20 protein-coding genes are annotated in these 21087 nt (G+C 67.9%); 11 read left to right on the forward strand and 9 right to left on the reverse strand.

Features of this window, described 5'->3' with window-relative positions:
* Positions 1-12 precede the first annotated feature (12 nt).
* The 4 genes from HW532_RS11410 (at position 13) to HW532_RS11425 (ending at position 3006) form a co-directional block, all read left to right on the forward strand.
* A complete protein-coding gene (locus HW532_RS11410) occupies positions 13-1071 on the forward strand; it encodes a MaoC family dehydratase (RefSeq protein ID WP_213160600.1) in 1059 nt (352 codons plus the stop codon).
* 23 nt (positions 1072-1094) lie between these two features.
* Complete coding sequence (locus tag HW532_RS11415; protein WP_213160601.1) at positions 1095-1388, forward strand: YciI family protein; 294 nt, start codon at positions 1095-1097, stop codon at positions 1386-1388.
* Positions 1389-1494: 106 nt separating this feature from the next.
* Positions 1495-1929: an EVE domain-containing protein gene (locus HW532_RS11420; RefSeq protein WP_213160602.1), complete on the forward strand. Its 435-nt coding sequence runs from the start codon at positions 1495-1497 to the stop codon at positions 1927-1929.
* Positions 1930-2121: 192 nt separating this feature from the next.
* On the forward strand, positions 2122-3006 hold the full coding sequence (locus tag HW532_RS11425; RefSeq protein ID WP_213160603.1) for an alpha/beta fold hydrolase: 885 nt from the start codon (positions 2122-2124) through the stop codon (positions 3004-3006).
* Positions 3007-3102: 96 nt separating this feature from the next.
* Here the strand turns inward: HW532_RS11425 and HW532_RS11430 are convergent, their stop codons facing one another.
* On the reverse strand, positions 3103-4026 hold the full coding sequence (locus tag HW532_RS11430; protein ID WP_213160604.1) for a LysR family transcriptional regulator: 924 nt from the start codon (positions 4024-4026) through the stop codon (positions 3103-3105).
* A 104-nt stretch (positions 4027-4130) separates the two neighbouring features.
* Here HW532_RS11430 and ilvD point away from each other — a divergent pair, with 104 nt between their 5' ends.
* The 6 genes from ilvD (at position 4131) to HW532_RS11460 (ending at position 10572) form a co-directional block, all read left to right on the forward strand.
* Positions 4131-5990, forward strand: coding sequence for a dihydroxy-acid dehydratase (ilvD, locus tag HW532_RS11435; protein WP_213160605.1), 1860 nt, complete (start codon positions 4131-4133; stop codon positions 5988-5990).
* 468 nt (positions 5991-6458) lie between these two features.
* A complete protein-coding gene (locus tag HW532_RS11440; protein WP_213160606.1) occupies positions 6459-6599 on the forward strand; it encodes a hypothetical protein in 141 nt (46 codons plus the stop codon).
* 284 nt (positions 6600-6883) lie between these two features.
* Positions 6884-7363, forward strand: coding sequence for a hypothetical protein (locus HW532_RS11445; RefSeq protein ID WP_213160607.1), 480 nt, complete (start codon positions 6884-6886; stop codon positions 7361-7363).
* A 154-nt stretch (positions 7364-7517) separates the two neighbouring features.
* Positions 7518-8516: a TRAP transporter substrate-binding protein DctP gene (gene dctP / locus HW532_RS11450; protein WP_213160608.1), complete on the forward strand. Its 999-nt coding sequence runs from the start codon at positions 7518-7520 to the stop codon at positions 8514-8516.
* A gap of 242 nt (positions 8517-8758) precedes the next feature.
* Positions 8759-9280, forward strand: coding sequence for a TRAP transporter small permease (locus tag HW532_RS11455; RefSeq protein ID WP_213160609.1), 522 nt, complete (start codon positions 8759-8761; stop codon positions 9278-9280).
* A gap of 5 nt (positions 9281-9285) precedes the next feature.
* A complete protein-coding gene (locus tag HW532_RS11460) occupies positions 9286-10572 on the forward strand; it encodes a TRAP transporter large permease (RefSeq protein ID WP_213160610.1) in 1287 nt (428 codons plus the stop codon).
* 16 nt (positions 10573-10588) lie between these two features.
* Here the strand turns inward: HW532_RS11460 and HW532_RS11465 are convergent, their stop codons facing one another.
* The 8 genes from HW532_RS11465 to HW532_RS11500 all read right to left on the reverse strand — a co-directional run bounded on the left by HW532_RS11465 (position 10589) and on the right by HW532_RS11500 (position 20136).
* Positions 10589-11650, reverse strand: coding sequence for an ABC transporter ATP-binding protein (locus tag HW532_RS11465; RefSeq protein WP_213160611.1), 1062 nt, complete (start codon positions 11648-11650; stop codon positions 10589-10591).
* Entirely contained in the window at positions 11647-12648 is a 1002-nt protein-coding gene (locus HW532_RS11470; RefSeq protein WP_213160612.1) for an ABC transporter ATP-binding protein, read from the reverse strand. Before HW532_RS11470 ends, HW532_RS11465 begins: the two co-directional genes overlap by 4 nt.
* Positions 12645-14090 (reverse strand): amidohydrolase family protein, encoded by a 1446-nt coding sequence (locus tag HW532_RS11475; RefSeq protein WP_213160613.1) that lies wholly within the window; start codon positions 14088-14090, stop codon positions 12645-12647. Before HW532_RS11475 ends, HW532_RS11470 begins: the two co-directional genes overlap by 4 nt.
* An 83-nt stretch (positions 14091-14173) precedes the next feature.
* On the reverse strand, positions 14174-15775 hold the full coding sequence (locus HW532_RS11480) for an ABC transporter substrate-binding protein (RefSeq protein ID WP_213160614.1): 1602 nt from the start codon (positions 15773-15775) through the stop codon (positions 14174-14176).
* A 44-nt stretch (positions 15776-15819) separates the two neighbouring features.
* Positions 15820-16725 (reverse strand): ABC transporter permease, encoded by a 906-nt coding sequence (locus HW532_RS11485; RefSeq protein ID WP_213160615.1) that lies wholly within the window; start codon positions 16723-16725, stop codon positions 15820-15822.
* Positions 16722-17660, reverse strand: coding sequence for an ABC transporter permease (locus HW532_RS11490; protein ID WP_213160616.1), 939 nt, complete (start codon positions 17658-17660; stop codon positions 16722-16724). Before HW532_RS11490 ends, HW532_RS11485 begins: the two co-directional genes overlap by 4 nt.
* Positions 17657-19279 (reverse strand): amidohydrolase, encoded by a 1623-nt coding sequence (locus HW532_RS11495; protein ID WP_213160617.1) that lies wholly within the window; start codon positions 19277-19279, stop codon positions 17657-17659. The genes HW532_RS11490 and HW532_RS11495 overlap by 4 nt, the downstream gene beginning before the upstream one ends.
* An 86-nt stretch (positions 19280-19365) precedes the next feature.
* A complete protein-coding gene (locus tag HW532_RS11500) occupies positions 19366-20136 on the reverse strand; it encodes a class II aldolase/adducin family protein (RefSeq protein ID WP_213160618.1) in 771 nt (256 codons plus the stop codon).
* A gap of 242 nt (positions 20137-20378) precedes the next feature.
* Here HW532_RS11500 and HW532_RS11505 point away from each other — a divergent pair, with 242 nt between their 5' ends.
* Entirely contained in the window at positions 20379-21083 is a 705-nt protein-coding gene (locus tag HW532_RS11505) for a GntR family transcriptional regulator (RefSeq protein WP_213160619.1), read from the forward strand.
* Positions 21084-21087: the final 4 nt, after the last annotated feature.

Genomic DNA, 21087 nt, shown 5'->3' on the forward strand with positions numbered 1-21087 from the left:
GACCGCAATCCCATGACGACCACCGACAAGACCACGCCCGGCAATTTCTTCGAGGACTTCACCGTCGGCCAGACGATAGGCCACGCCACCCCGCGCACGGTGACGGAGGGCGACGTCGCGCTCTATACCGCGCTCTACGGCACGCGCTTCGCCGTCCAGTCGGGCGCGGCGTTCGCCGAACAGGTGGGCTATCCGCGCATGCCGGTGGACGATCTGCTCGTCTTCCATATCGTCTTCGGCAAGACCGTGCCCGATATCTCGCTCAACGCGGTCGCCAATCTCGGCTATGCCGACTGCCGCTTCGAGGCGGCGGTCTATCCCGGCGATACGCTGTGGGCGACGTCGGAGGTGATCGGGCTGAAGGAGACCTCCAGCGGCAAGACCGGCATCGTCTATGTGCGCTCCACGGGCCGCAACCAGCGCGGCGAGACGGTGCTCGACTATGTGCGCTGGGTGATGGTCAGGAAACGCGACGAGGCCTCCCCGGCGCCCGATCCCGTCGTGCCGGACCTGCCCGGGGCCGTCGGCCCCGCCGTTCTGGGGGCGGCCTGCCCGACCATCGACCGCGGACAGTGGGACACCACGCTCTCCGGCAGCCCCATGCGCTGGAGCGACTACCAGGCCGGCGAGCGGATCGACCATGTGGACGGCATGACGGTGGAGGAGGCCGACCACATGATGGCGACGCGCCTCTACCAGAATACCGCGCGCGTCCATTTCAACCAGTTCACGGAAGGCAAGGGCCGCTTCGGCCGGCGGCTCGTCTATGGCGGGCACGTCATCAGCCTCGCCCGCGCGCTGAGCTTCAACGGGCTCGCCAACGCGTTCCATGTCGCCGCCATCAATGGCGGGCGCCATGTCGCGCCGCTCTTTGCCGGCGACACGGTCTTCGCCTGGTCGGAGGTGACGGAGACGGCGGAGCTGCCGGACCGCACCGATGTGGGGGCGCTGAGGCTGGTCACCCATGCGACCCGGGACCGGCCCTGCGCCGACTTCCCCGGCCGCACGGAAGACGGCTACGCCGACGGCGTGATCCTGGAACTCGACTACTGGGTATTGATGCCGCGCTGACGCGCCAATGGGAGGACCCCGCCATGCTGTTCGCCATCATCTGCACGGACAAGCCCGATCACGGCCATATCCGCGCCGGGACGCGCCCGGACCACTTGGCCTATCTCGCCGATCTCGGCGAGCGTGTGCGCATGGCCGGCCCCTTCACCGACGAGACGGGCGACAAGATGACCGGCAGCCTGATCGTCCTGGAGGCGGACACGGCGAACGAGGCACGCGAGATCGCCGCCCTCGACCCCTATGCGCGGGCCGGCCTCTTCGAGACGGTGGACATCCGCCCCTGGAACTGGGTGATCACGGACGGCAAGCCGCGTTAGAGTGTTTTCCGAGCGGGCCGGTGCAGCAACAACCAGACAGGAAAACGCACAAGATCGTGCCTGCGGTCCGGCAGCCCCCGATCGAGCGGAAAGGAGCGTTGAGAGTATGGCCTACTGGCTGTTCAAGTCCGAACCCGGCACATGGTCCTGGGAGGACCAGAAGAAGGCCGGCGACAAGGGCGCGGAATGGGACGGCGTGCGCAACCACCTCGCCAAGAACAACATGATCGCTATGAAGCCCGGCGATCTGGGCTTCTTCTATCACTCGGTCAACGAGAAGCGGATCGTGGGCATCGTGTCGGTCGTGGCGGAGGCCCATCCCGATTCGACCGATCCGGAGGGGCGCTGGCTCTGTGTGGACGTCGCCGCGATGGAGGACATGCCGCGGCCCGTAACGCTCGAGGAGGTGAAGGCGGACCCCGCGCTCAAGGAGATGAGCCTGGTGAAGCATTCCCGCCTGTCCGTCCAGCCGGTGACGCCGGAGGAATGGCGCCTCGTCTGCCGCATGGGCGGCCTGGAGACCCCGCCGCTCAGCGAATAGGACCCGATCGGGCGAACCGCTCACGATCCCCCCAAAGGGGACGCGAGCGGGATTTGACAGATACGACATACACTTTTCGGTCTTTTTGTCGTAGAAGCGCAATTTGTGCGCGATGAAGGCGCGTCGCCCCGTAGGCGCCGCAAGACATTCGGATCCGGGTGGATATGTGCCACCCGTCACATGGGGGAAGACATGACTCTTCGTACGATTGGCCAGCGGATCCAGGGTTCGCTGTTCTGCATTGTCGCAATCGCGTTCATTGCGGCCATGTCCGCCGGGACAGCCTTCGCGGCCACGCCCGAGGGCTGGTCGCGGACGATGGTGGAGAAAGGCGACGTCCATCTCGAGATTTTCGAGCGCGGGAGCGGGAAGACCGTTCTGATGCATCCCTCTCTCGGACGGCCGGCCCAGGACTTCGTAGGCCTCGCCAACAGCGTGGTGGAGGCGGGCTATCACGTGGTCCTCATCAATCCGCGCGGCATCGGCGCAAGCACCGGTCCGATGGACAAGGTGAAGCTGCAGGATCTCGGCAACGACGTCTGGATGGTCGCCGACCGGCTGAAACTCGACAAGGTCTTCATGCTTGGCCAGAATTTCGGCAATCGCGTCTCGCGGACGGTCTCGTCGCTCCAGCCCGACCGCGTGATCGGTCTCGTGCTGCTCGCCTGCGGCGGCGAGATCGAGCCCGACAAGGCGACATGGGAGGTGTTCTGGAAGATGTACGACCCGAGCCTCTCGCCGAAGGAGCATCGCGAGGCGGTGGCAAGCTCGATGTTCGCCAAGGGCAACGATCCCGATGCCTTCCTCGACGGCTGGCACCAGAAGACGGCAAAGCTTCAGGCAAGCGCCGCCGAGCGCACCGATTTCAAGCCGCTCTTCAATGGCGGCACGGCGCCCGCGCTCGTGGTCCAGGGGCTGCAGGACAAGATCGCGCCGCCCCAGAACGCCTTCGATTTCGTCACCAACCGCCCCGATGCGCGGCTGGTCGCCTTTCCGGATATGGGCCACGCGATGCTGCCGGAGCAGCCCAAGCACATCTCCGATGCCGTCATCAATTTCCTGAACGACCAGCAATAGCGGGATCGTTCCGACAAACGGACATGCCGCCGGCGCGGCCGGCTCCGACGTGAGCGCGTCGGGCCGGCGGCTGTCCCCCCGGCCCGTCCCTGCCGCCTATCGGGCCTCCGGCGCGGGACCCGTCTCCGCCTCGATCATCTGCAGGAAATTGCGCAGCGTGGGCGTGGTGTCGTCGCGCCGCCACACGATCCCGGTCTCCAGCTCCGGCGCCTCGCCCGCAAGGTCCAGATAGCGCACGCCCGACCGCGCCAGATGACGCAGCGAGGCCGGAACGAGCGCGATGCCCATGCCCGCGGAGACGAGGCTGATGATGGTCTGCATCTGGATGGCGTTCTGCACGATATGCGCCCTGCCGCCGCGCGCGGCGTAGTAGCCGGTGACCAGATCGTAGAAGGACGGGGCGACCCGCCTTGGAAAGACGACAAGCGGGGAGGATACGACGTCGGCGGCGGGCAACCGCCCCTGCGCCGTACCGAGGCGCCCCTCCGCGATCCAGCTTTCCGGCACCGCGGCGATGAGCGGTTCGCGCACCAGCCTGCGATAGGCGAAGCCGTCGGGAAGCTCGGTCTCGCGGTCGGGGATGACGATCCCGGCCTGGCCGCTCCCTTCCGTGAGCGCGGCGATCTGCATGTCGCTCGTGGCCTCCGTCAGGGCGAGCTCGACATCCGGGTAGAGCGCACGGAAGCGGTGGACCAGCGTCGGCAGGATGCTGTAGTCGGCGGTGCTGACGAAGGACAGCTCCAGCCGGCCGGCGCTGCCCCTGCGGATCCGGTCCGCGATATCGCCGAGGCCGTCCACGGCATCGAGCGCGGCGCGGACATGGGGCAACCAGTCCGCGCCGAAGGGCGTCAGCGCCACGCTGCGCCTGGTGCGCGCGAAGAGCGGCGCGCCCAGATCGCGCTCCAGCGCCCTGATCGACTGGCTCAGCGGAGGCTGGGTCATGCCGAGCCGCCTGGCCGCCCGCCCGAAATGCAGCGTCTCGGCCACGGCCATGAAGTGCCTGAGTTGGCGAACATCCATCCGTTCATATCCTGTGCGACCCAATAGCCGCTTAATAATATATTTTACTCTCCGCTTCGAGGCGGATAGCTTGCGCGCGCGATCACCATCTCCGGGAGGGTTCCATGCCACCGTATCGTTCGAGAACCAGTACCCATGGCCGCAACATGGCCGGAGCCCGCGGGCTCTGGCGTGCCACCGGCATGAAGGACAGCGATTTCGGCAAGCCGATCATCGCCATCGTGAACTCCTTCACCCAGTTCGTGCCGGGCCATATGCACCTGAAGGATCTGGGCCAGCTCGTCGCGCGCGAGGTGGAGAAGGCGGGCGGTGTCGCGAAGGAATTCAACACCATCGCGGTCGATGACGGCATCGCCATGGGCCATGACGGCATGCTCTATTCGCTGCCCTCGCGCGAGATCATCGCCGACAGCGTGGAATACATGGTCAACGCCCATTGCGCGGACGCCATGGTCTGCATCTCCAACTGCGACAAGATCACCCCGGGCATGCTGATGGCCGCCATGCGGCTCAATGTTCCTTGCGTCTTCGTCTCCGGCGGGCCGATGGAGGCGGGCAAGGTGACCTGGGAGGGCAAGGACGTCTCGCTCGACCTGATCGACGCCATGGTGGCCGCGGCCGACGACAAGTATTCCGACGCGCAGGTCCAGGCCATCGAGCAGGCCGCCTGCCCCACCTGCGGCTCGTGCTCGGGCATGTTCACCGCGAACTCCATGAACTGCCTGGCCGAGGCGCTGGGCCTGGCGCTGCCGGGCAACGGCTCGACGCTGGCCACCCATGCCGACCGCGAGCGGCTCTTCGTGGAGGCGGGCCATCTGGTCGTGGACCTCGCGCGCCGCTATTACGAGCAGGACGACGCCTCGGTCCTGCCGCGCGCCATCGCGACGGTCGCGGCCTTCGAGAACGCCATGTCGCTCGACATCGCCATGGGCGGCTCCACCAACACCGTGCTGCATCTGCTGGCGGCCGCCAATGAGGGCGAGGTCGATTTCGGCATGTCCGACATCGACCGGCTGTCGCGCAAGGTGCCCGTGCTCTGCAAGGTCGCGCCCGCCAAGAACGACGTGCACATGGAAGACGTGCACCGCGCCGGCGGCATCATGGCGATCCTCGGCGAGCTCGACCGCGCCGGGCTGCTGGACACGTCCGTCGGCTCGGTGCATGCCGAGACGCTCGCCCATGCGCTCGACCGCTGGGACGTGGCCCGCACCAATTCCGAAAGCGTCCACGACTTCTACCGCGCCGCGCCGGGCGGCGTGCGCTCCACGACCGCCTTCTCGCAATCGCGCCGCTACGACACGCTCGACCTCGACCGGCAGACGGGCGCGATCCGCGATACCGACCACGCCTTCTCCAAGGATGGCGGACTGGCGGTGCTCTACGGCAATCTCGCCGAGGATGGCTGCATCGTGAAGACGGCGGGTGTCGACGAGTCGATCCTCACCTTCTCCGGGCCTGCGCGCATCTTCGAGTCGCAGGACAGCGCGGTCTCCGCGATCCTGACCGGCAAGGTGCACGAGGGCGATGTGGTGCTGATCCGCTATGAGGGCCCGCGCGGCGGCCCCGGCATGCAGGAGATGCTCTACCCCACCTCCTACCTGAAGTCGAAAGGCCTCGGCAAGGCGTGCGCGCTGGTGACGGACGGCCGCTTCTCCGGCGGCTCCTCGGGGCTGTCCATCGGCCATGTCTCGCCGGAGGCCGCCGAGGGCGGCACCATCGGCCTTGTGGAGGAGGGCGACCGGATCGAGATCGACATCCCCGCCCGCAGGATCCACCTCGCCGTGGACGATGCGGTGCTGGCCGAGCGCCGCGCCGCGCGCGAGGCGAAGGGCTGGCAGCCGGACGAGCAGCGCAAGCGCAAGGTGTCGAAGGCGCTGCAGGCCTATGCCGCGCTGACGACCTCCGCCGCCCATGGCGCCGTGCGCGATCCCGGCCAGCTCGCCGCGCATCCGCCGCGGAACTGATCGCCCTCGCGGCACCGCACCGTTCGGGGGCCGGCGTGCCGCCCCCCCATCCTTGCCGCCGGTTCCCGGAGCGGACATGCCCTCGTGCCCCCTTGCGCGAGGCCGCATTGCCGCATGCCATGACAACAGGCCGCCTCGTGACAGTACCGCACGCAACGGCCCCGGACGGCTCCAAACCGCCCGGTGACGCAAAATGATAAACCCCTTCCCGCCATCCACTGTACTCTCGGCAAACGGAGCATCCGCCGGCTGCGGATCGCTGAGGCACAGATCGCTGACGCACAGACAGCGCACGACAGAACAAAGTCTTTGTCGGCACTGCTTCAGGTAACGCTGACCAGAACGGGCAGGATTGCCCGGCACATGCTCTGCCAATGGGAGGAACTGCAGTATGCGCGGTTTTCTGGATGGGGGCATTGCGCACAGGGTTCACCTGCGCGGCATGAGCGACAAGCAACAGAAGAACGTATGCCGGACCGCGGCCTGAAGGCGGCGCGGACATTCGGCAAGACGGTCCGCCCCCTTCCCGAGACGGGCTGGCCGGTCAGCCCGTCGGGCATGGGCGTAGCAGACGGCACGCCATCGGCCGAACGCGCCCGAGCCGTTTGAGGCCAGCGGCCGCGGATCGGCGAGACAAGGAAAGACCGGGGGAGGTGAGTGCCCCGTTTCACCGGAGGGGGCGGAACGGGGCACTCACCGATATTACCGGAGCGCCGGACAATCGGAAAAAACTATTACCGAATCCGCGTCCGGTTTCCGATGCTGTCCGCCAGCATTCATCCATGCGAGGGCAACCTATGGCTTCAGACCTCACTTCGACGACGGCATCTCGCAGTCAGGCCGACAATCCGGGAGGCCGGCTCGCATTGTCCCCATCCTCCGGGGGCGACAGCATGCCGGCGCCCTGTGTCCGCAAGGCCCAGGACGTCCCGATCGCGGACGGCCCGATCGTGGAGGAGCCGGCATCGGAGGACCATCCGGCGCAGGAGGCATCCGGCGATGTGATGAAGGATGTCGGCAGGCAGCTGGAACGGATGCGGCCGACAATATCCGTCATCCCGGAGGGCGCCGGAGACACCACGCACACCCCGTCCGGCCGGCACGCCGGTCCCGAAACGGGCGGCGGCGACAAGACGGGCGAGGCGTTCTCGGACGCCACCAGGAGCATGTCCCGGCAACAGGCAACCGAGAACGCGGCACAATCGATGCAGAACAGCGACATGCTGCATCGCGCGCAGATGATGTCGGCCCAGATGAAGCACGATCAGGCACTGGCGAACCACATCCAGCAGCTGGCGACCGACCTTCAGAGCGACGCCCAGGCCAATCTGAAGCAGTCCCTGCAGAAGCTCGGCGAGACCGCCCGGGCATAATCCGGGCGGCAGCCTCACAGCCTGCCGGCCACAATGCGCCCGCGACAGGCGGGCGGGCGATTGACAGACACTCTCCTCTGGACATTAATGTCCAGAAGAGCGCTCCGGGAACGCTTCCGCGAGTTCCGGGCGCGAGAGGAGGGGAGTTGTCCTGATGCTGAAATCACTGTTCGGACTGACTGTGGCGCTCGGCACCGCGCTGGCGCTGACCGCCGGCGCGGCGGAGGCCGTGACGCTGAAGATGGCGACCGATTCCGGCGCCAAGGGCTCGCCCACCGGCGATGCCATGGAGGAATGGGCGGAGCTCATCTCCGAGAGCACCGGAGGCGACGTCGAGGTCGAGATCTTCTACCAGAACGAGCTCGGCGGACAGCAGGAGGTGTTCGACCTGTTCGTCGCCGGCGATGTCGATCTGATGATCAACTGGCCGATGACCTCCTATGACAAGCGCATCTCGGTCGTCTACACGCCCTATATGGTCTTCACCTGGGAAGAGGCGCTCGACGCCTACAAACCCGGCGGCTGGGTCCATTCCATGATGGACGGCATCTATGCCGATATCGGCCTGAAATTCTTCGGCGCCTGGCCGGAGGGCTTCAACGGGGTGGCCACCAAGGGCCGCTACGCCACGACGGTGAAGGACGCCGACGGCCTCAAGGTGCGCGTGCCGCCGACCTTCCCCTTCGCGGAGACGCTGCAGGCCATGGGCTACCAGACGGCGACCATCGACTGGGGCGAGGTCTTCACCTCCATCCAGACGGGTGTGGTCGACGGCGACGCGGCCAATGTCATCTACTGGGACTACGAGTATTTCCGCGACACGCTCGACTACTACACCCAGACCAAGCAGAACTTCATCACAGGGATCCTGTCGATGAACCTGCAGAGCTGGGAGAGCCTGTCCGCCGACCAGCAGAAGGCGGTCGAGGCCGGCGCGGTGAAGATCATGGAGAAGCATTTCGCGGCGGCCCGCGAGATCGACCGCTCCTATGTGGAGAAGGCCAAGGAGGCCGGCATGACCTATGTCGAGCCGTCCGACGCCGACATGAAGGCGCTCGCAAAGACCGTGCGCGAGACGGTCTGGCCGCAGATGGAGAAGGAGGTCGGCGCGGAGATCATGGACGTGATCCGCAAGAACGCCTCCAAGCTCTAGCGGAGACCATGACGAGATCGGCGCTCATCCGCTCATGCCCGCGCAGGCGGGCATCCAGGCCGGGCTCCCGCTTGTGCGGGGGCGAGCGGATGGACCGCCGCGTCACCCCGATCGCAGCCGCCTCCAATGTGTCTTCCGACGGATAGAGAGGCCCCCGCAACCGGGCGGGCTTGCCCGGTTGCGGGGCCGGACAGGGCGCCGGAAGGTTCCGGGGAACACGCTGGATCAGAGGGACACCGCCTGTGAGCGAACGGCCGACATCGCGTCTCGCCCGTCTCGACAAATGGCTCGCCATGGCGCTCGACGCCGTGGCCATCGCGGCGAGCCTCCTGGTCACGGGCCTGCTCTTCGTGCTGGTTCTCACCCGCTATGTCTTCGGCTGGAACTTCTCCGAGGCGCACGATCTGAGCCTGCTCGCCGCCATGTTCCTCTACATGACCGGCGCGCTCATCGCGTCGCGCCGGCTCGAGCATCTCACCGTGGACTTCCTGCCCTCGCAGATCTCGCGCGCGCGGGCCAAGGCGATCCACCGCGCGGTGGTCGCCGCGATCACCGCGGTCATCTGTGCCTTCTTCATCTACTGGGCCTACAGGATGTTCGCCTGGGGCCTCATGCGCCCCCAGACCACGCCGGCGCTCCGCCTGCCGCTCTGGATCCCGCAAGCCTCGATCATGCTCGCCGCGGTCGGCTGCTTCGCCTATGCGCTGCGCGACCTGATCGCGGGGCTTGAGGACGTCCGCCGCTCCGGCGGGCAGGACGGCTGAGGCATATGGAGGCCGCCCTCGCCATCCTCCTCCTGGTCGTGCTGATGGGGCTCGGCGTGCCCGTCGCATGGGCCTTCGCGGGTGTGCTCGCCTATCTGGTCCATATCTACGACGCCAATCTGAACACCTTGATGCTGCAGGGCTTCCGCTCCCTGAACTCGGTCGTCCTGCTCGCCCTGCCGCTCTTCGTGCTGACCGGCTATCTCATGCAGTCGGGCGGAATCGCGCTGCGCCTCGTCAATTTCATCGAAGCCATTGTCGGGCGCAGGAAGGGCGGTTTCGGCGCCTCGCTCGTGCTGACATCGGGCATCTTCGGCGCGATCTCCGGCACCGCCACCGCGGCGGTCGCCTCCATCGGCACGATCATGATCGACCCGCTGGAGAAACGCGGCTATCCCCGCGGCTATTCGGCGGCCCTCCTCGGCATCGCCTCGCTGCTCGGCATCCTCATCCCGCCCTCCATCACCATGATCCTGTTCGCGGTGGTGACGCGCCAGTCCGTGGCGGCGTGCTTCGCGGCGACCATCGGGCCGGCAATCCTGCTCTCGCTCGGCCTGCTGATCTTCAACCGCGTCTCGGTCGGGCGCGCCTTCGACGAGCAGCTCACCGGCATCGCGCAGAAGGCGGAGCGCCGTGGCGCCATCGCGAAGGCGCTGCCCGCGCTCGCCCTGCCGGCGATCATCCTCGGCGGCATCTATGGCGGCATCTTCACGCCGACCGAGGCGGCCGCGGTCGCCGTGATCGCCGCGCTGATCGTCGGCGCCTTCGTCTATCGCGACCTCACCTGGGCGCGCTTCCGGTCGAGCGTCATCAGCGCGGCGGAGACGACGGGATCGATCGTCCTGATCCTCCTGTTCTCCTTCATGATCAGCCGCATCCTGGCCTTCGAGCGCGTGCCGCAGGACCTGACCGAATTCGTCACGGGCTTCGCCACGGACCCCTTCTGGGCGCTGATCCTGGTCAACGCCGTGCTGATCGTCGCGGGCGCGCTGATGGACGACGTGTCGGTGACCGTCGTCATCGCGCCGCTCTTCCTGCCGGTGGTCACCGCCGTCGGCGTCGATCCGCTGCACTTCGCCGCGATTGTCGGCTGCTCGGTGGTGATCGGCGCCAACAGCCCGCCCGTCGCGCCGATCCTTTACATGGCCTGCCGGGTCGGGCGGATCTCGATCCACCATGCGGTCGGCCCGTCGCTCCTGCTGATCGCGACGGTCGCCCTGCCGGTCATGCTGGTGACCACCTTCTGGCCCGAGCTGTCGCTCTTCTTCCCCAGGCTCTTCGGCTTCTACTGAGGGCCCGCCCCGTTTTCTACGCGCTGGACGTCCGGGCGGCGTGCAACGTCTCCAGCCGGCGCATGAGGAGCGGCGCGGGCGGGGCCTCCGGAGCGTCTGAGAGCGCGGCGGAGTCTTCGGCGAAATGGCATGCGACCGCGCTGGCGCCGAGCGGTCTCAGCTCCGGGCGCTCCTGCCGGCATCGGTCGCCGGCGAGCGGGCAGCGCGGGTGGAAGGCGCAGCCCGAGGGCGGGTTGAGCGCGGAAGGCGCGTCGCCCGTCACCTCCTCGCGGTTCGGCGGAATGCCCGGCACGGGCCGCGGGGCCGCGGCGATCAGCGCGCGCGTATAGGGGTGGCGCGGATTGGCGAAGATCTCCGCCGTCGTGCCCTCCTCCACGATCCGCCCGAGATACATCACGCACACGCGGGTCGCGATATGGCGCACGATGGCGAGGTCGTGGCTGATGAACACATAGGCGAGGCCGAATTGCTGCTGGAGGTCCTTCAGCAGGTTCACGATCTGCGCCTGCACCGACACGTCGAGGGCCGAGACCGGTTCGTCGCAGACGACGAGGCGCGGCCGCGTGGCGAGCGCGCGCGCGATGCAGATGCGCTGGCGCTGGCCGCCGGAGAATTCGTGCGGGTAGCGATCGGCATGATAGTCCGACAGGCCGACGAGCGTCAGGAGCTCGATGACGCGCGGCTCGACATTGGCGCCCGTCGCGACGCCGTGCAGGACGAGCGGCTCGGCGACGACCTCGCGGACTGTCATGCGCGGGTTGAGCGAGCCGAACGGGTCCTGGAACACCATCTGCATCTGCCGGCGCGCCGCGCGCAGCCTGGAGGCGTCGAGCGCGGTGATCTCCTCGCCGTCGAGCGTCACCGTCCCGGCGGTCGGCTCGAGCAGCCGCAGCACGGCGCGGCCCGTGGTCGACTTGCCGCAGCCCGACTCGCCGACAATGGCGAGCGTCTCGCCGGCGGCGACGGAGAAACTCACATCGCTGACCGCCTGCACGAGCCCCACCTGCCGGCGCAACACGCCGCGGCGCACCGGGAAATGCTTGGTCAGGCCCTCGACCCGAAGCACCGGACCGCTCATCGCGAGACCTCCTCGATGGGGGCGTGCCAGCAGGCCACCTCGTGGCCGGGGCCGAGCTCGCGCAGCGGCGGCAGCTCGCTGCGGCAGCGGCTGTCGGCCAGCGGGCAGCGCGAGGCGAAGCGGCATCCCCTGATTTCGGCATAGGGCGAGGGGATGGAGCCGGGGATCGTCTCCAGCCGGTCGGTCATGGTGTCGAGCCGCGGCACGGCGGCCATGAGGCCGATCGTATAGGGGTGCTGCGGCTCGGCGAACAGCGTCCTGACGGGCGCGCGCTCCACCACGCGGCCGACATACATCACCACCACGTCGTCGCAGGTCTCCGCCACGACGCCGAGATCGTGGGTGATGAGGACGATGGCCGCGCCGGTGCGCGCGCGCAGGTCGCGCATGAGCTCCAGAATCTGCGCCTGGATCGTCACGTCCAGGGCGGTGGTCGGCTCGTCGGCGATCAGCAGCTCGGGATCGTTGGCGAGCGCCAGCGCGATCATGACGCGCTGGCGCTGGCCGCCGGACAGCTCGTGGGGATAGTCGTCGACCCGGGCCTCCGGCGAGGGCAGGCGCACAAGGTCGAGCATCTCGATGGCCCGCGCGCGCGCCTTGGCCCGGTCGGACAGCCCATGGGCCCGGAGGCTCTCAACGATCTGGTCGCCGATGGTGTAGACCGGATTGAGCGAGGTCATCGGCTCCTGGAAGATCATGCCGATGCGCCCGCCGCGGAGCTGGCGCATCTCGCGGTCCGGGAGGTCGAGCAGGTTGCGCCCCTCGAACAGGATCTCGCCGCCCGCATAGCGCCCCGGCGGCTGGGGCACGAGGCGCATGATGCCGAGCGAGGTGACCGACTTGCCGCAGCCCGATTCGCCCACAATGCCGAGCGTCGCGCCGCGCTTGACCGTGAAGCTCACCCCGTCGACGGCGCGGAAGGTCCCCGCCTCGGTGTCGAAGTGGATCGCGAGGTCGCGAACGTCCAGAAGCGCCGTGTCGCCCGCAGCTGCCGTCATGCCCGGTCCCCGAGCGGATAGACGTAAGGGACGGCCTCGTCATGGCGGCGGCCGGCGAAGTCGAGCGTGACGAACGCCTCCTCCGCCCGGCGCTGCGCGGCCTCCAGGCCGTCGAGCGCGGCCTCCAGGTCGAAGGCGGCGACCGCGCCGTCGGCGACCACCTGGCGGCCGTCGACGAACACGTCGCGCACCGCACGCTCGGCGGCCACATAGACCAGCGACTGGATCGGGTCGCGCAAGGGGCGCATGGCGGGATGGCGGAGATCGGCGAGGAACAGGTCGGCCTTCGCGCCCGGCGCCAGGCGGCCGATATCGCTCCGCCCCAGGATCACCGCCCCGCCCACGGTCGCGGCGGTGAAGATGTCGGCGGTCCGGATGTCGTAGACATTGCCGGTCATGACGCGGCTGTTGATCAGCGCGTGGCGCAGCTCCTCCAGCATGTTGTGGGGATAGGTGTCGGTGCCGATGCCGATGGGGATGCCGTTGCGGATATAGCGCCCGACCGTGCGCATGGTGATGCCGCGGCGCTGGAAGATGGTCGGACAATGGGCTACGGCCGCGCCGCTGTCGCGCAGGAGGTCGAAATCGCGCGAGATCGGCCAGCACGCGGAGGGATGGTCGTTGAGGAAGATGCCGTGGCCGATGATGGCACCGGGTTCCAGAACGCCCAGATCGTCGAGCCATTCGATGGGCGTGAGCCCGTGGCGCCGGGTGATCTCGTGGAACTCCACCACGCTCTGGGCGGCATGGATCTGGAGCTTAATGCCGCGCTCGCGCGCCGCGGCGAAACTGTCGCGGATGAGCTCCGGCGAGCAGGTGTCGATCTGCGCCGGCGCGACCATGCCGGACAGCCGGCCGGACGGGTGCTTCTCCGCCTCGTCGACGATCTTCAGCGCGGCGTCCATCGCCGCCCGGCCCGCCGCCTCGTCCCACTCATACTCCACCACATGGCCGTTCTTCGTGTACCAGCGCGCGGAGCGGTACATGGGCGCGGCGACCGCGCGCAGGCCGGATTCGGCCAGGAGGTCCACCCAGCCCTCGAACGGCACGGTGAGATCCACAAGCGTCGTGACGCCGGACAGGAGCACCTCGCTCAGGCCCACCCGCACACAGTCGGCCACCCCGTCCGCATCGGGCCGGAACAGCGGCATGAACTCGTAGAGCGAGGACATGTAGAGACGGCGGCTGCCGAGCTCGTCCAGCATGCCCTTGTTCATCGGCTCGCTGGAGGGGTGGGAGTGGATGTTGACGAGGCCGGGGCTGACCAGCCGGCCGCGCCCGTCGATCTCGCGGTCGGCCTCGCCCTCGAAGCGTCCGCCCACATGGACGAGCCGGTCGCCGGCAAAGGCGACGTCGCCATCCCTCAGATAGACATGGGAACCCGAATCGCCGTCCCAGGCGACGATCCAGTCGGCGTTGCGGATCACGGTGGTCTCGGTCATGGGGGGTCTGAGCTCCGGAAGCGGTCGGTCGGTGAGGGAAGGGCGCCGGCCCCGTCCGCCGGGGCCGGCGCAGGTCGCGGGGGTCACTCCTTGTAGGCGATGCCGAGGCCCTTATAGAGGCCGCAGCCATAGAGATTGTGCGGCGTGACCGTCTTGAGCTCGCTCGACTGCGCGATGGTCATCGGCTCGTGATAGAGCGGCAGCCAGACGGCGGCCTCGTGAACCTTCTTCAGGACCTCGCCGTAGCTTTCCGCCCGCACCGCCTCGTCGGTGGCGGTCAGGCCGGCTTCGAGCAGATCGTCGGTCTCCTGGTCGTCCCAGTTCATCCGGTTCGGCGTCGGCATGTTCTCGGAGCGGAAATAGAGGTTCAGCGCGTCGCCGGAGGAGATGTAGGGGAAGCTCATGCCGAAGACGTCGAACTCCTGGGTGGCGAGCTTGCCCCAGGCGATGGTCGCGTCGAAGGGCTGGAGCTGGAGGTCGATGCCGACCTTGCGCAGCTCCGCCTGAACGTATTCGGAGATTTTCTGCCAGGTGGAGCCGGCAAAGACATAGGCGAGCGGCTGGAGCTTGACGCCGTCCTTCTCGCGGATGCCGTCGGCGCCGACCGTCCAGCCCGCCTCGTCGAGGATCTGCGCGGCCTTCTCGGGATCGTATTTCAAGAGCTCGCCGTCGATGGCGTGGTTCCAGTCGAGCGCGTCCTGGCTCACATAGCTGTAGGCCGGCTGGACCTCGCCGAAGAACAGGTCCTCCGCCATCGCCTCCTGGTTGACGGCGAGATTGATGGCCTGGCGCACGGCGGCGTCGTTCACCGTCGGCTTGTCGATCTTGAAGCCGAAGAAATAGGTCCAGAAGGCGGCGTCGGACTGCACGACCTCCGCATTCGGCGCGGCGCGCAGCTGCTCCAGCGCGATATAGGGCACATACTGGGTGATCTGCGACTGGCCGGTGAGGACGGCCACGGTGCGCGTGTTCTCCTCCGGCACGATCTGCCAGACGATCTCCTCGACCGAGGCGGGCCCGGTGGTCTCATAGAAGGACGGACCCCAGACATAGTCGTCGTGGCGCGTCAGCACCATCTTGTTGCGCGGCGTCCATTCGCCCCAGCAGAAGGGGCCGGTGCCGTTGAAGCCCGTGACGCCGAAATCCTCGCCAAGCGCCTCGACATTGTCCTTGTCGATGATCGTCGCGAAGCTCTGGGAGAGCTGGTAGAGCAGCTCCGAATAGGGCGCGCTCATGCGGTACTCGACCGTGTGGTCGTCGACCGCGACCACCTCCTCCAGCGGCCCGGCGCGCCAGGCGACCGGCGACTTCGTCTCGGGATCCTGCCAGCGGGTGAAGCTGTAGACGACATCCTCCGCCGTCATGGGCTTGCCGTCGCAGAACTTGACGTCGTCGCGCAGGTGGAAGGTGTAGGTCTTGCCGTCCTCGGAGACCTCCCAGCTCTCCGCAAGGCCCGGCGCGATGGTCTTCATGTCGGGATCGAGCGCGACCAGCGTGTCGCCCATCATGAAGAGCACCTCCGAGGCCGCGCGGGCCGTCGACTTGTGCGGATCGTAATTGTTGCTGTCGACCTCGCGCACAATGGTGACCGATTGCGCGGCGGCGAGGGCGGGAAGGCCTGCGGCCAGGGCAACCGCAAGGCCGATCCGCCCGGCGAGGGATCGGAAATCTGGTCGGTTGAACATCGGTCTCATGTCTCCTTCTTTGCGTCGGCGGTCAGCCGGTCCGGTCAGGCCTGAAGGCGCGGGTCGAGCACGTCGCGCAGGGCATCGCCCGTGACATTGGCGGCGAGCACGATGATGAAGATGAGCACGGAGGGAATGACGGCGATATGCGGGGCGAACAGCAGGAAGTCGCGGCCCTGGGCGGCCATCATGCCGAGCTCGGCGAGCGGCGGGCGCGCGCCGAGCCCCAGAAAGCTCAGCGCCGCGCCGATCAGGATGACCTGGCCGAAGCGCAGGCTGATGAAGATCATGATCGAGGAGATGGCGTTGCGCACGAGATAGCGGCCGAAGAGCGCGCGGTCCGACAGGCCGACCGCGCGGCCGGCCTCGATATATTCCTGCTTCATGATGCCGACCGCGATGCCGCGCGAGATGCGCGCGCAATCGGGCACCGACGAGATGGCGAGCGCGAGGATCACCGGAAAGGCGCCCTGCCCGAGCACGGCCACGAGCGCAAGACCAAGCAGGATGGCCGGGAAGGACAGCATCATGTCCACGAAGCGCATCACCCAGGGGTCGATCCGGCTGTAGAAGGCCGATACGAGCCCCAGAAGGGAGCCGAAGAAGCCGCCGAGCCCGACGCTCACCACGCCGATCAGCAGCGTCAGCTGCGTGCCGTAGAGAAGGCGCGAGAGGATATCGCGGCCCTGCCCGTCGGTCCCCAGGAGATGCGCCATCGAGCCGCGCGCGGCCCAGGCCGGCGGGACCATGACCTGGCGCGAATTGGCATAGGGGTCGTAGGGCGCAAGCAGCGGCGCGAACACCGCACCGAGCACGATGACGGCCAGCACGGCCATGGAGAGCAGCGCCGCGCGGTCGCGCAGCAGCCGGCGCCACCAGGAAGCGCGCCGGGGCGCCGCGATGTCCTCGGGCGCGACGCCGGCGGCCTCGGTGCTTGCGGTTGCCGTCATGTCTGGACCCTCGGATCGAGCAGGGCGTAGAGGATGTCGACGATCAGGTTGATCGCGATGAAGGCCAGCGCGAGAACCAGGATCGTGCCCTGCGCCACGGGGAAGTCGCTGGACAGGATCGCGCCGACCGCGAGCCGCCCGATGCCGGGCCAGGAGAAGATCGTCTCCGTGACCACCGCGCCGCCGAGCAGATAGCCCGCCTGAAGGCCGACCAGGGTGACCACCGGAATGAGCGCGTTGCGAAGCCCGTGGCGCAGGATCACCGTGCGCTCCGACAGGCCCTTGGCGCGGGCCGTGCGGACATGGTCGAGCTTCAGCACCTCCAGGACCGAGGAGCGCGTCATGCGCGCCACGGGGCCGATGAAGATGAGGCCGAGCGACACCGCCGGCAGGACGATGTGCATGAAGCCGTCGGCGGTCCAGATCGGTCCACCGCGCCCGATGAACGGGAAGATCGGCCAGTAGACACCGAGGAACTGGATCGCGAGCAGGCAGATGAAGAAGATGGGCAGCGACACCCCGCCCACCGAGACCGCCATGATCGCGCGGTCGAGGAGCGAGCCGCGCTTCACCGCCGCGACGGTGCCCATGCCGATGCCGAGCGGGATGGACCAGACGAGGCAGGCCACCATGAGCTCGACCGTCGGGCCGATAGCGCTCACGAGCTCGCTCGTCACCGTCTTGTTGGAGATGAGCGAGCGGCCCATGTCGCCCGCGGCCATGCGTTCCAGATAGGCCCAGAACTGCACGAGCAGCGGCTGGTCGAGGCCCATCTGCTTGCGAATCTCCTCGAGCACCTCCGGCGGTGCCATGGGGCCGGCGAGCACGGTCGCGGGATCGCCCGGCACGAGCTGGAGGAGCATGAAACCGAGAAGCAGGACACCGAAGAGAACGGGAATGGACAGGACGAGGCGGTTGACGATCTGCGCGATCATACGAGCGCCGTCTCCCGCTCGTAGACGACCTCGCCGCCGAGAACGGTCATGTCGCAGACCGTCTCGAGGATCGCCTCCGGAGGCCCGTCGAACATGTCGCGCGACAGGATCGCCACATCCGCATACTGCCCGGGCACGAGCCGGCCCTTGCGCGTCTCGTCATGGGCGCCATAGGCGGCCTCGTAGGTATAGGCGTGGAGCGCCTCCGCCAGGCTCATCGCCTGATCCGCCCCGATGACGGTGCCGCGGTCGGTCTTGCGGGTCACCATGGAATAGATGACGGGGAAGGGATCGATCTCGGTCACCGGGCAGTCGGTGGAGGCGGACGGGTGGAGCCCCGCCTCGATGAAGGCGCGCATGGGATAGGAGAAGGCGCTGCGCTCCTCGCCGAGGACCTGGTTGTAGAGGTCGCCGAAATAGTAGATGAAGCTCGGCTGCGGGGCTGGAATGACCTCCAGCCGCTGCATCTGGGCGATCTGCTCGCGGCTGAGCCAGCCGCAATGCTCGATGCGGTGCCGGCGGCCGGGTGCGGGTTCGGCGGCGAGCGCCTTCTCGTAGGCGGCGAGCACCTGGGCGATGGCGGCGTCGCCAATGGCGTGGATCGCCATCTGGTAGCCGTGCCGGTGCGTGGTCATGACGAGGTCCTCGCAGTCCTCGTCGGTGAGGCAGAGCAGCCCCTTGTCGTTGGTGCCGAGATAGGGCGTCGTCATGGCCGCGGTGCGACCGCCGGCGCTGCCGTCGGTGAAGATCTTGACCGGGCCGATGCGGAACATGTCGTCGCCGACCCCCGTCACGAGGCCTTCCGGCACGGCCTTGTCGAGGATCGAGCGCGTCTTGTCGCCCATCAGGCAGCCATAGACGCGCACCGGCAGACGGCCCGTGCGGTGGGCCTTGCGATAGGCCTCCATCTCCGTCCAGCCGTCGCGGATGCCGATGGCGGCCTCCATCACGGAGGTGATGCCGTAGCGCAGGAGATCCTTGCCGCCGCGCTCGATGGAGCCGACGAGATCGTCGACCGTGAGCTCCGGCAGGACGTCGATCACCGCCTCGCGCCCGGTCTCCGCGAGCAGGCCGGTGAGCTCGTTGTCCCGGCGCTCGATCAGGCCGCCATAGGGCGAGGGCGTGTTGTGGCCGATCCCGGCGAGCTCCAGCGCCTTCGTGTTGGCGACCGCCACATGGCCGCAGGTCCGGACCGCATAGACCGGATTGTCCGGGGCGGCCGCGTCGAGCTCGCGGCGATGGGGGTGGCGCTTCTCGGCGAGCTTGGAGTCGTCATAGCCGCGCGCCAGCACCCATTGGCCGGGCGCGAGCTCGCGGGCGCGCTCGGCGATCCGCTCCAGCACCTCGTCCATGGTCTTGACGGCGGAGGGGCGCAGATCGACCTCCGTCATGGTCGTGCCATAGGGCAGGAGATGCATATGCGCGTCGTTGATGCCGGGGATCGCGAGCCGGCCCGCAAGGTCGATCCGGCGCGTACCCGGCCCGGCGAGGGCCTCGATCTCCGCGCGGGGTCCGGCGGCGAGCACCTTGTCGCCGGAGATGGCGAGCGCCTCCGCGAAGCCCTCGGCCAGGCCCTGCCAGACCCGTCCGCCCACAAGAATGATATCCGCCACCGCCATGATCGAACTCCCCCACTCGTCTCACCGGCATCAATCGAATATATGTGCGGCCGTGCGCCGGCCGGTATTTCCGTCTCGAGCGTCCTTTAGCTGTCGAAGTCGGGATGCCGCTTCTTGGCCAGCCGCATATAGGCGGCCCATTCGGCATCCGCCTTGCCGGGCGTGTCGTGCAGCTTGCTCCACGCCTCGAACTGTCCCGCGGTATGCTCGGCGAGCGCCCTGTCGACGAGGCGCGGCGTGCCGCCCGACGACATGACGGCGAGCTGCGCCCGGCAGGTGCGCTCCAGATTGTGCATCAGGCTGAAGGCCTCGCCGACGGTGCGCCCGCATGTGAGAAGCCCGTGATTGCGCAGGATCATCACATTGCGGTCCCCGAGATCGGCGACCAGCCGCTCGCGCTCCTCCAGGCTCAGCGCCACGCCCTCGTAATCGTGGAAGGCGACGCGGTCGTGGAACTGGAGGGACCACTGGTTGAGCGGCAGGATGCCTTCCTCCATGGAGGAAATGGCGACGCCGGCCACCGTATGGGTGTGCAGCACGCAATGGACATCGGGCCGCGCGGCATGGATCGCGGAATGGATGGTGAAGCCGGCCTGGTTGATGCCGGCGCCATAGGCGTCGCGCAGGATATTGCCGTCGAGGTCGACGGTGACGAGGTTGCCGGCGGTCACCTCGTCGAAGCGCAGGCCATAGGGGTTGATGAGAAAGGCATGCTCGCCCTCCTCGCCCGGCGCGCGTGCGGAAATGTGGGTGAAGATGCTGTCGTCCATGCCGAATTCGGCGATCAGCCGATAGGCGGCGGCGAGGTCCACCCGCTCGACGGCGAGGCCCGCGGTGACGCGCTCCTGTAAGGTCATGGCAATAATCCCCTCGCGCGGGTTGGCCGCGTCGCATGCTTTGTCTCTCGGCGGGTACGATGGCAGAGGCAAGTCGACAAATCAACTGTCGACAATCGGCAATTTGACGATTAATGGGCAATGGAGGTTCATGGGATCGACAAGACCGGCAACGGAGACCGGTCGGAGAACGATTGGAGACCGTACCGAGACTGTAACGAGACTGTACGGGGACCGGATGGGAACTGGGGAGAACGGCCGACATGCCATCGGGCAAGACTGACGCGGGGGCCGCGAAACGGACCTTCCGGGCCGTCCGGCTCGACGATCTGGTGACCGAGATCGCCGGCCAGGTGGTCGAGGCGATCGGCGACGGACGCCTGAAACCCGGCGACAAGGTGACCGAGCTCACCCTGTCGCGCGAGATGGGAACGAGCCGCGCGCCGGTGCGCGAGGCGCTGCGGCGGCTGGAGAGCCAGGGGCTGATCGTGTCGCATCCGCGCCGCGGCTTCTTCGTCCATGCCTACGACACGCAGGAGCTGGAGAACATCTACGACCTGCGGATCTGCCTGGAGCTCCACGCCGCGCAGAACGCCATTGAGCGGATGGGCGAGGACGATGTCGCCCGCCTGCGCGAGCAGGTCGCGCTCCTCCACGAGCTCGGCGCCGCCAACGCCGCCCAGGAGCAGGTCGCCGCCGACTACGCCTTCCACCGCATGCTCTGCGAGATCGCCGGCAACGAGCGCATCGTGCGGCTCTTCGATACGCTGGCGACCGAGCTGCGCGCCGGGATCGCGCTGATCGGCGTCCTCTACGACGACCCGGTGCGGATCGCGCAGACGCACGATCCGATCATCGAGGCCATCGAGGCGCGCGACGCGGCCATGCTGCGCGAGGTCCTGCACGACCATCTGAGCGACGCCCGAACGCAGGTGATCCGCCTCTTCCGCAAGACCTCGGAGAGCTGACGGG

It is taken from the genome of Kaustia mangrovi, assembly GCF_015482775.1.
In the GTDB taxonomy this organism is placed as follows: Bacteria; Pseudomonadota; Alphaproteobacteria; order Rhizobiales; family Im1; genus Kaustia; species Kaustia mangrovi.

Coding starts and splice junctions, on each gene's coding strand:
- HW532_RS11410 (WP_213160600.1), top strand. CDS start 13: ATGACGACCACCGACAAGACCACGCCCGGCAATTTCTTCGAGGACTTC.
- HW532_RS11415 (WP_213160601.1), top strand. CDS start 1,095: ATGCTGTTCGCCATCATCTGCACGGACAAGCCCGATCACGGCCATATC.
- HW532_RS11420 (WP_213160602.1), top strand. CDS start 1,495: ATGGCCTACTGGCTGTTCAAGTCCGAACCCGGCACATGGTCCTGGGAG.
- HW532_RS11425 (WP_213160603.1), top strand. CDS start 2,122: ATGACTCTTCGTACGATTGGCCAGCGGATCCAGGGTTCGCTGTTCTGC.
- HW532_RS11430 (WP_213160604.1), bottom strand. CDS start 4,026: ATGGATGTTCGCCAACTCAGGCACTTCATGGCCGTGGCCGAGACGCTG.
- ilvD (WP_213160605.1), top strand. CDS start 4,131: ATGCCACCGTATCGTTCGAGAACCAGTACCCATGGCCGCAACATGGCC.
- HW532_RS11440 (WP_213160606.1), top strand. CDS start 6,459: ATGCCGGACCGCGGCCTGAAGGCGGCGCGGACATTCGGCAAGACGGTC.
- HW532_RS11445 (WP_213160607.1), top strand. CDS start 6,884: ATGCCGGCGCCCTGTGTCCGCAAGGCCCAGGACGTCCCGATCGCGGAC.
- dctP (WP_213160608.1), top strand. CDS start 7,518: ATGCTGAAATCACTGTTCGGACTGACTGTGGCGCTCGGCACCGCGCTG.
- HW532_RS11460 (WP_213160610.1), top strand. CDS start 9,286: ATGGAGGCCGCCCTCGCCATCCTCCTCCTGGTCGTGCTGATGGGGCTC.
- HW532_RS11465 (WP_213160611.1), bottom strand. CDS start 11,650: ATGAGCGGTCCGGTGCTTCGGGTCGAGGGCCTGACCAAGCATTTCCCG.
- HW532_RS11470 (WP_213160612.1), bottom strand. CDS start 12,648: ATGACGGCAGCTGCGGGCGACACGGCGCTTCTGGACGTTCGCGACCTC.
- HW532_RS11475 (WP_213160613.1), bottom strand. CDS start 14,090: ATGACCGAGACCACCGTGATCCGCAACGCCGACTGGATCGTCGCCTGG.
- HW532_RS11480 (WP_213160614.1), bottom strand. CDS start 15,775: ATGTTCAACCGACCAGATTTCCGATCCCTCGCCGGGCGGATCGGCCTT.
- HW532_RS11485 (WP_213160615.1), bottom strand. CDS start 16,725: ATGACGGCAACCGCAAGCACCGAGGCCGCCGGCGTCGCGCCCGAGGAC.
- HW532_RS11490 (WP_213160616.1), bottom strand. CDS start 17,660: ATGATCGCGCAGATCGTCAACCGCCTCGTCCTGTCCATTCCCGTTCTC.
- HW532_RS11495 (WP_213160617.1), bottom strand. CDS start 19,279: ATGGCGGTGGCGGATATCATTCTTGTGGGCGGACGGGTCTGGCAGGGC.
- HW532_RS11500 (WP_213160618.1), bottom strand. CDS start 20,136: ATGACCTTACAGGAGCGCGTCACCGCGGGCCTCGCCGTCGAGCGGGTG.
- HW532_RS11505 (WP_213160619.1), top strand. CDS start 20,379: ATGCCATCGGGCAAGACTGACGCGGGGGCCGCGAAACGGACCTTCCGG.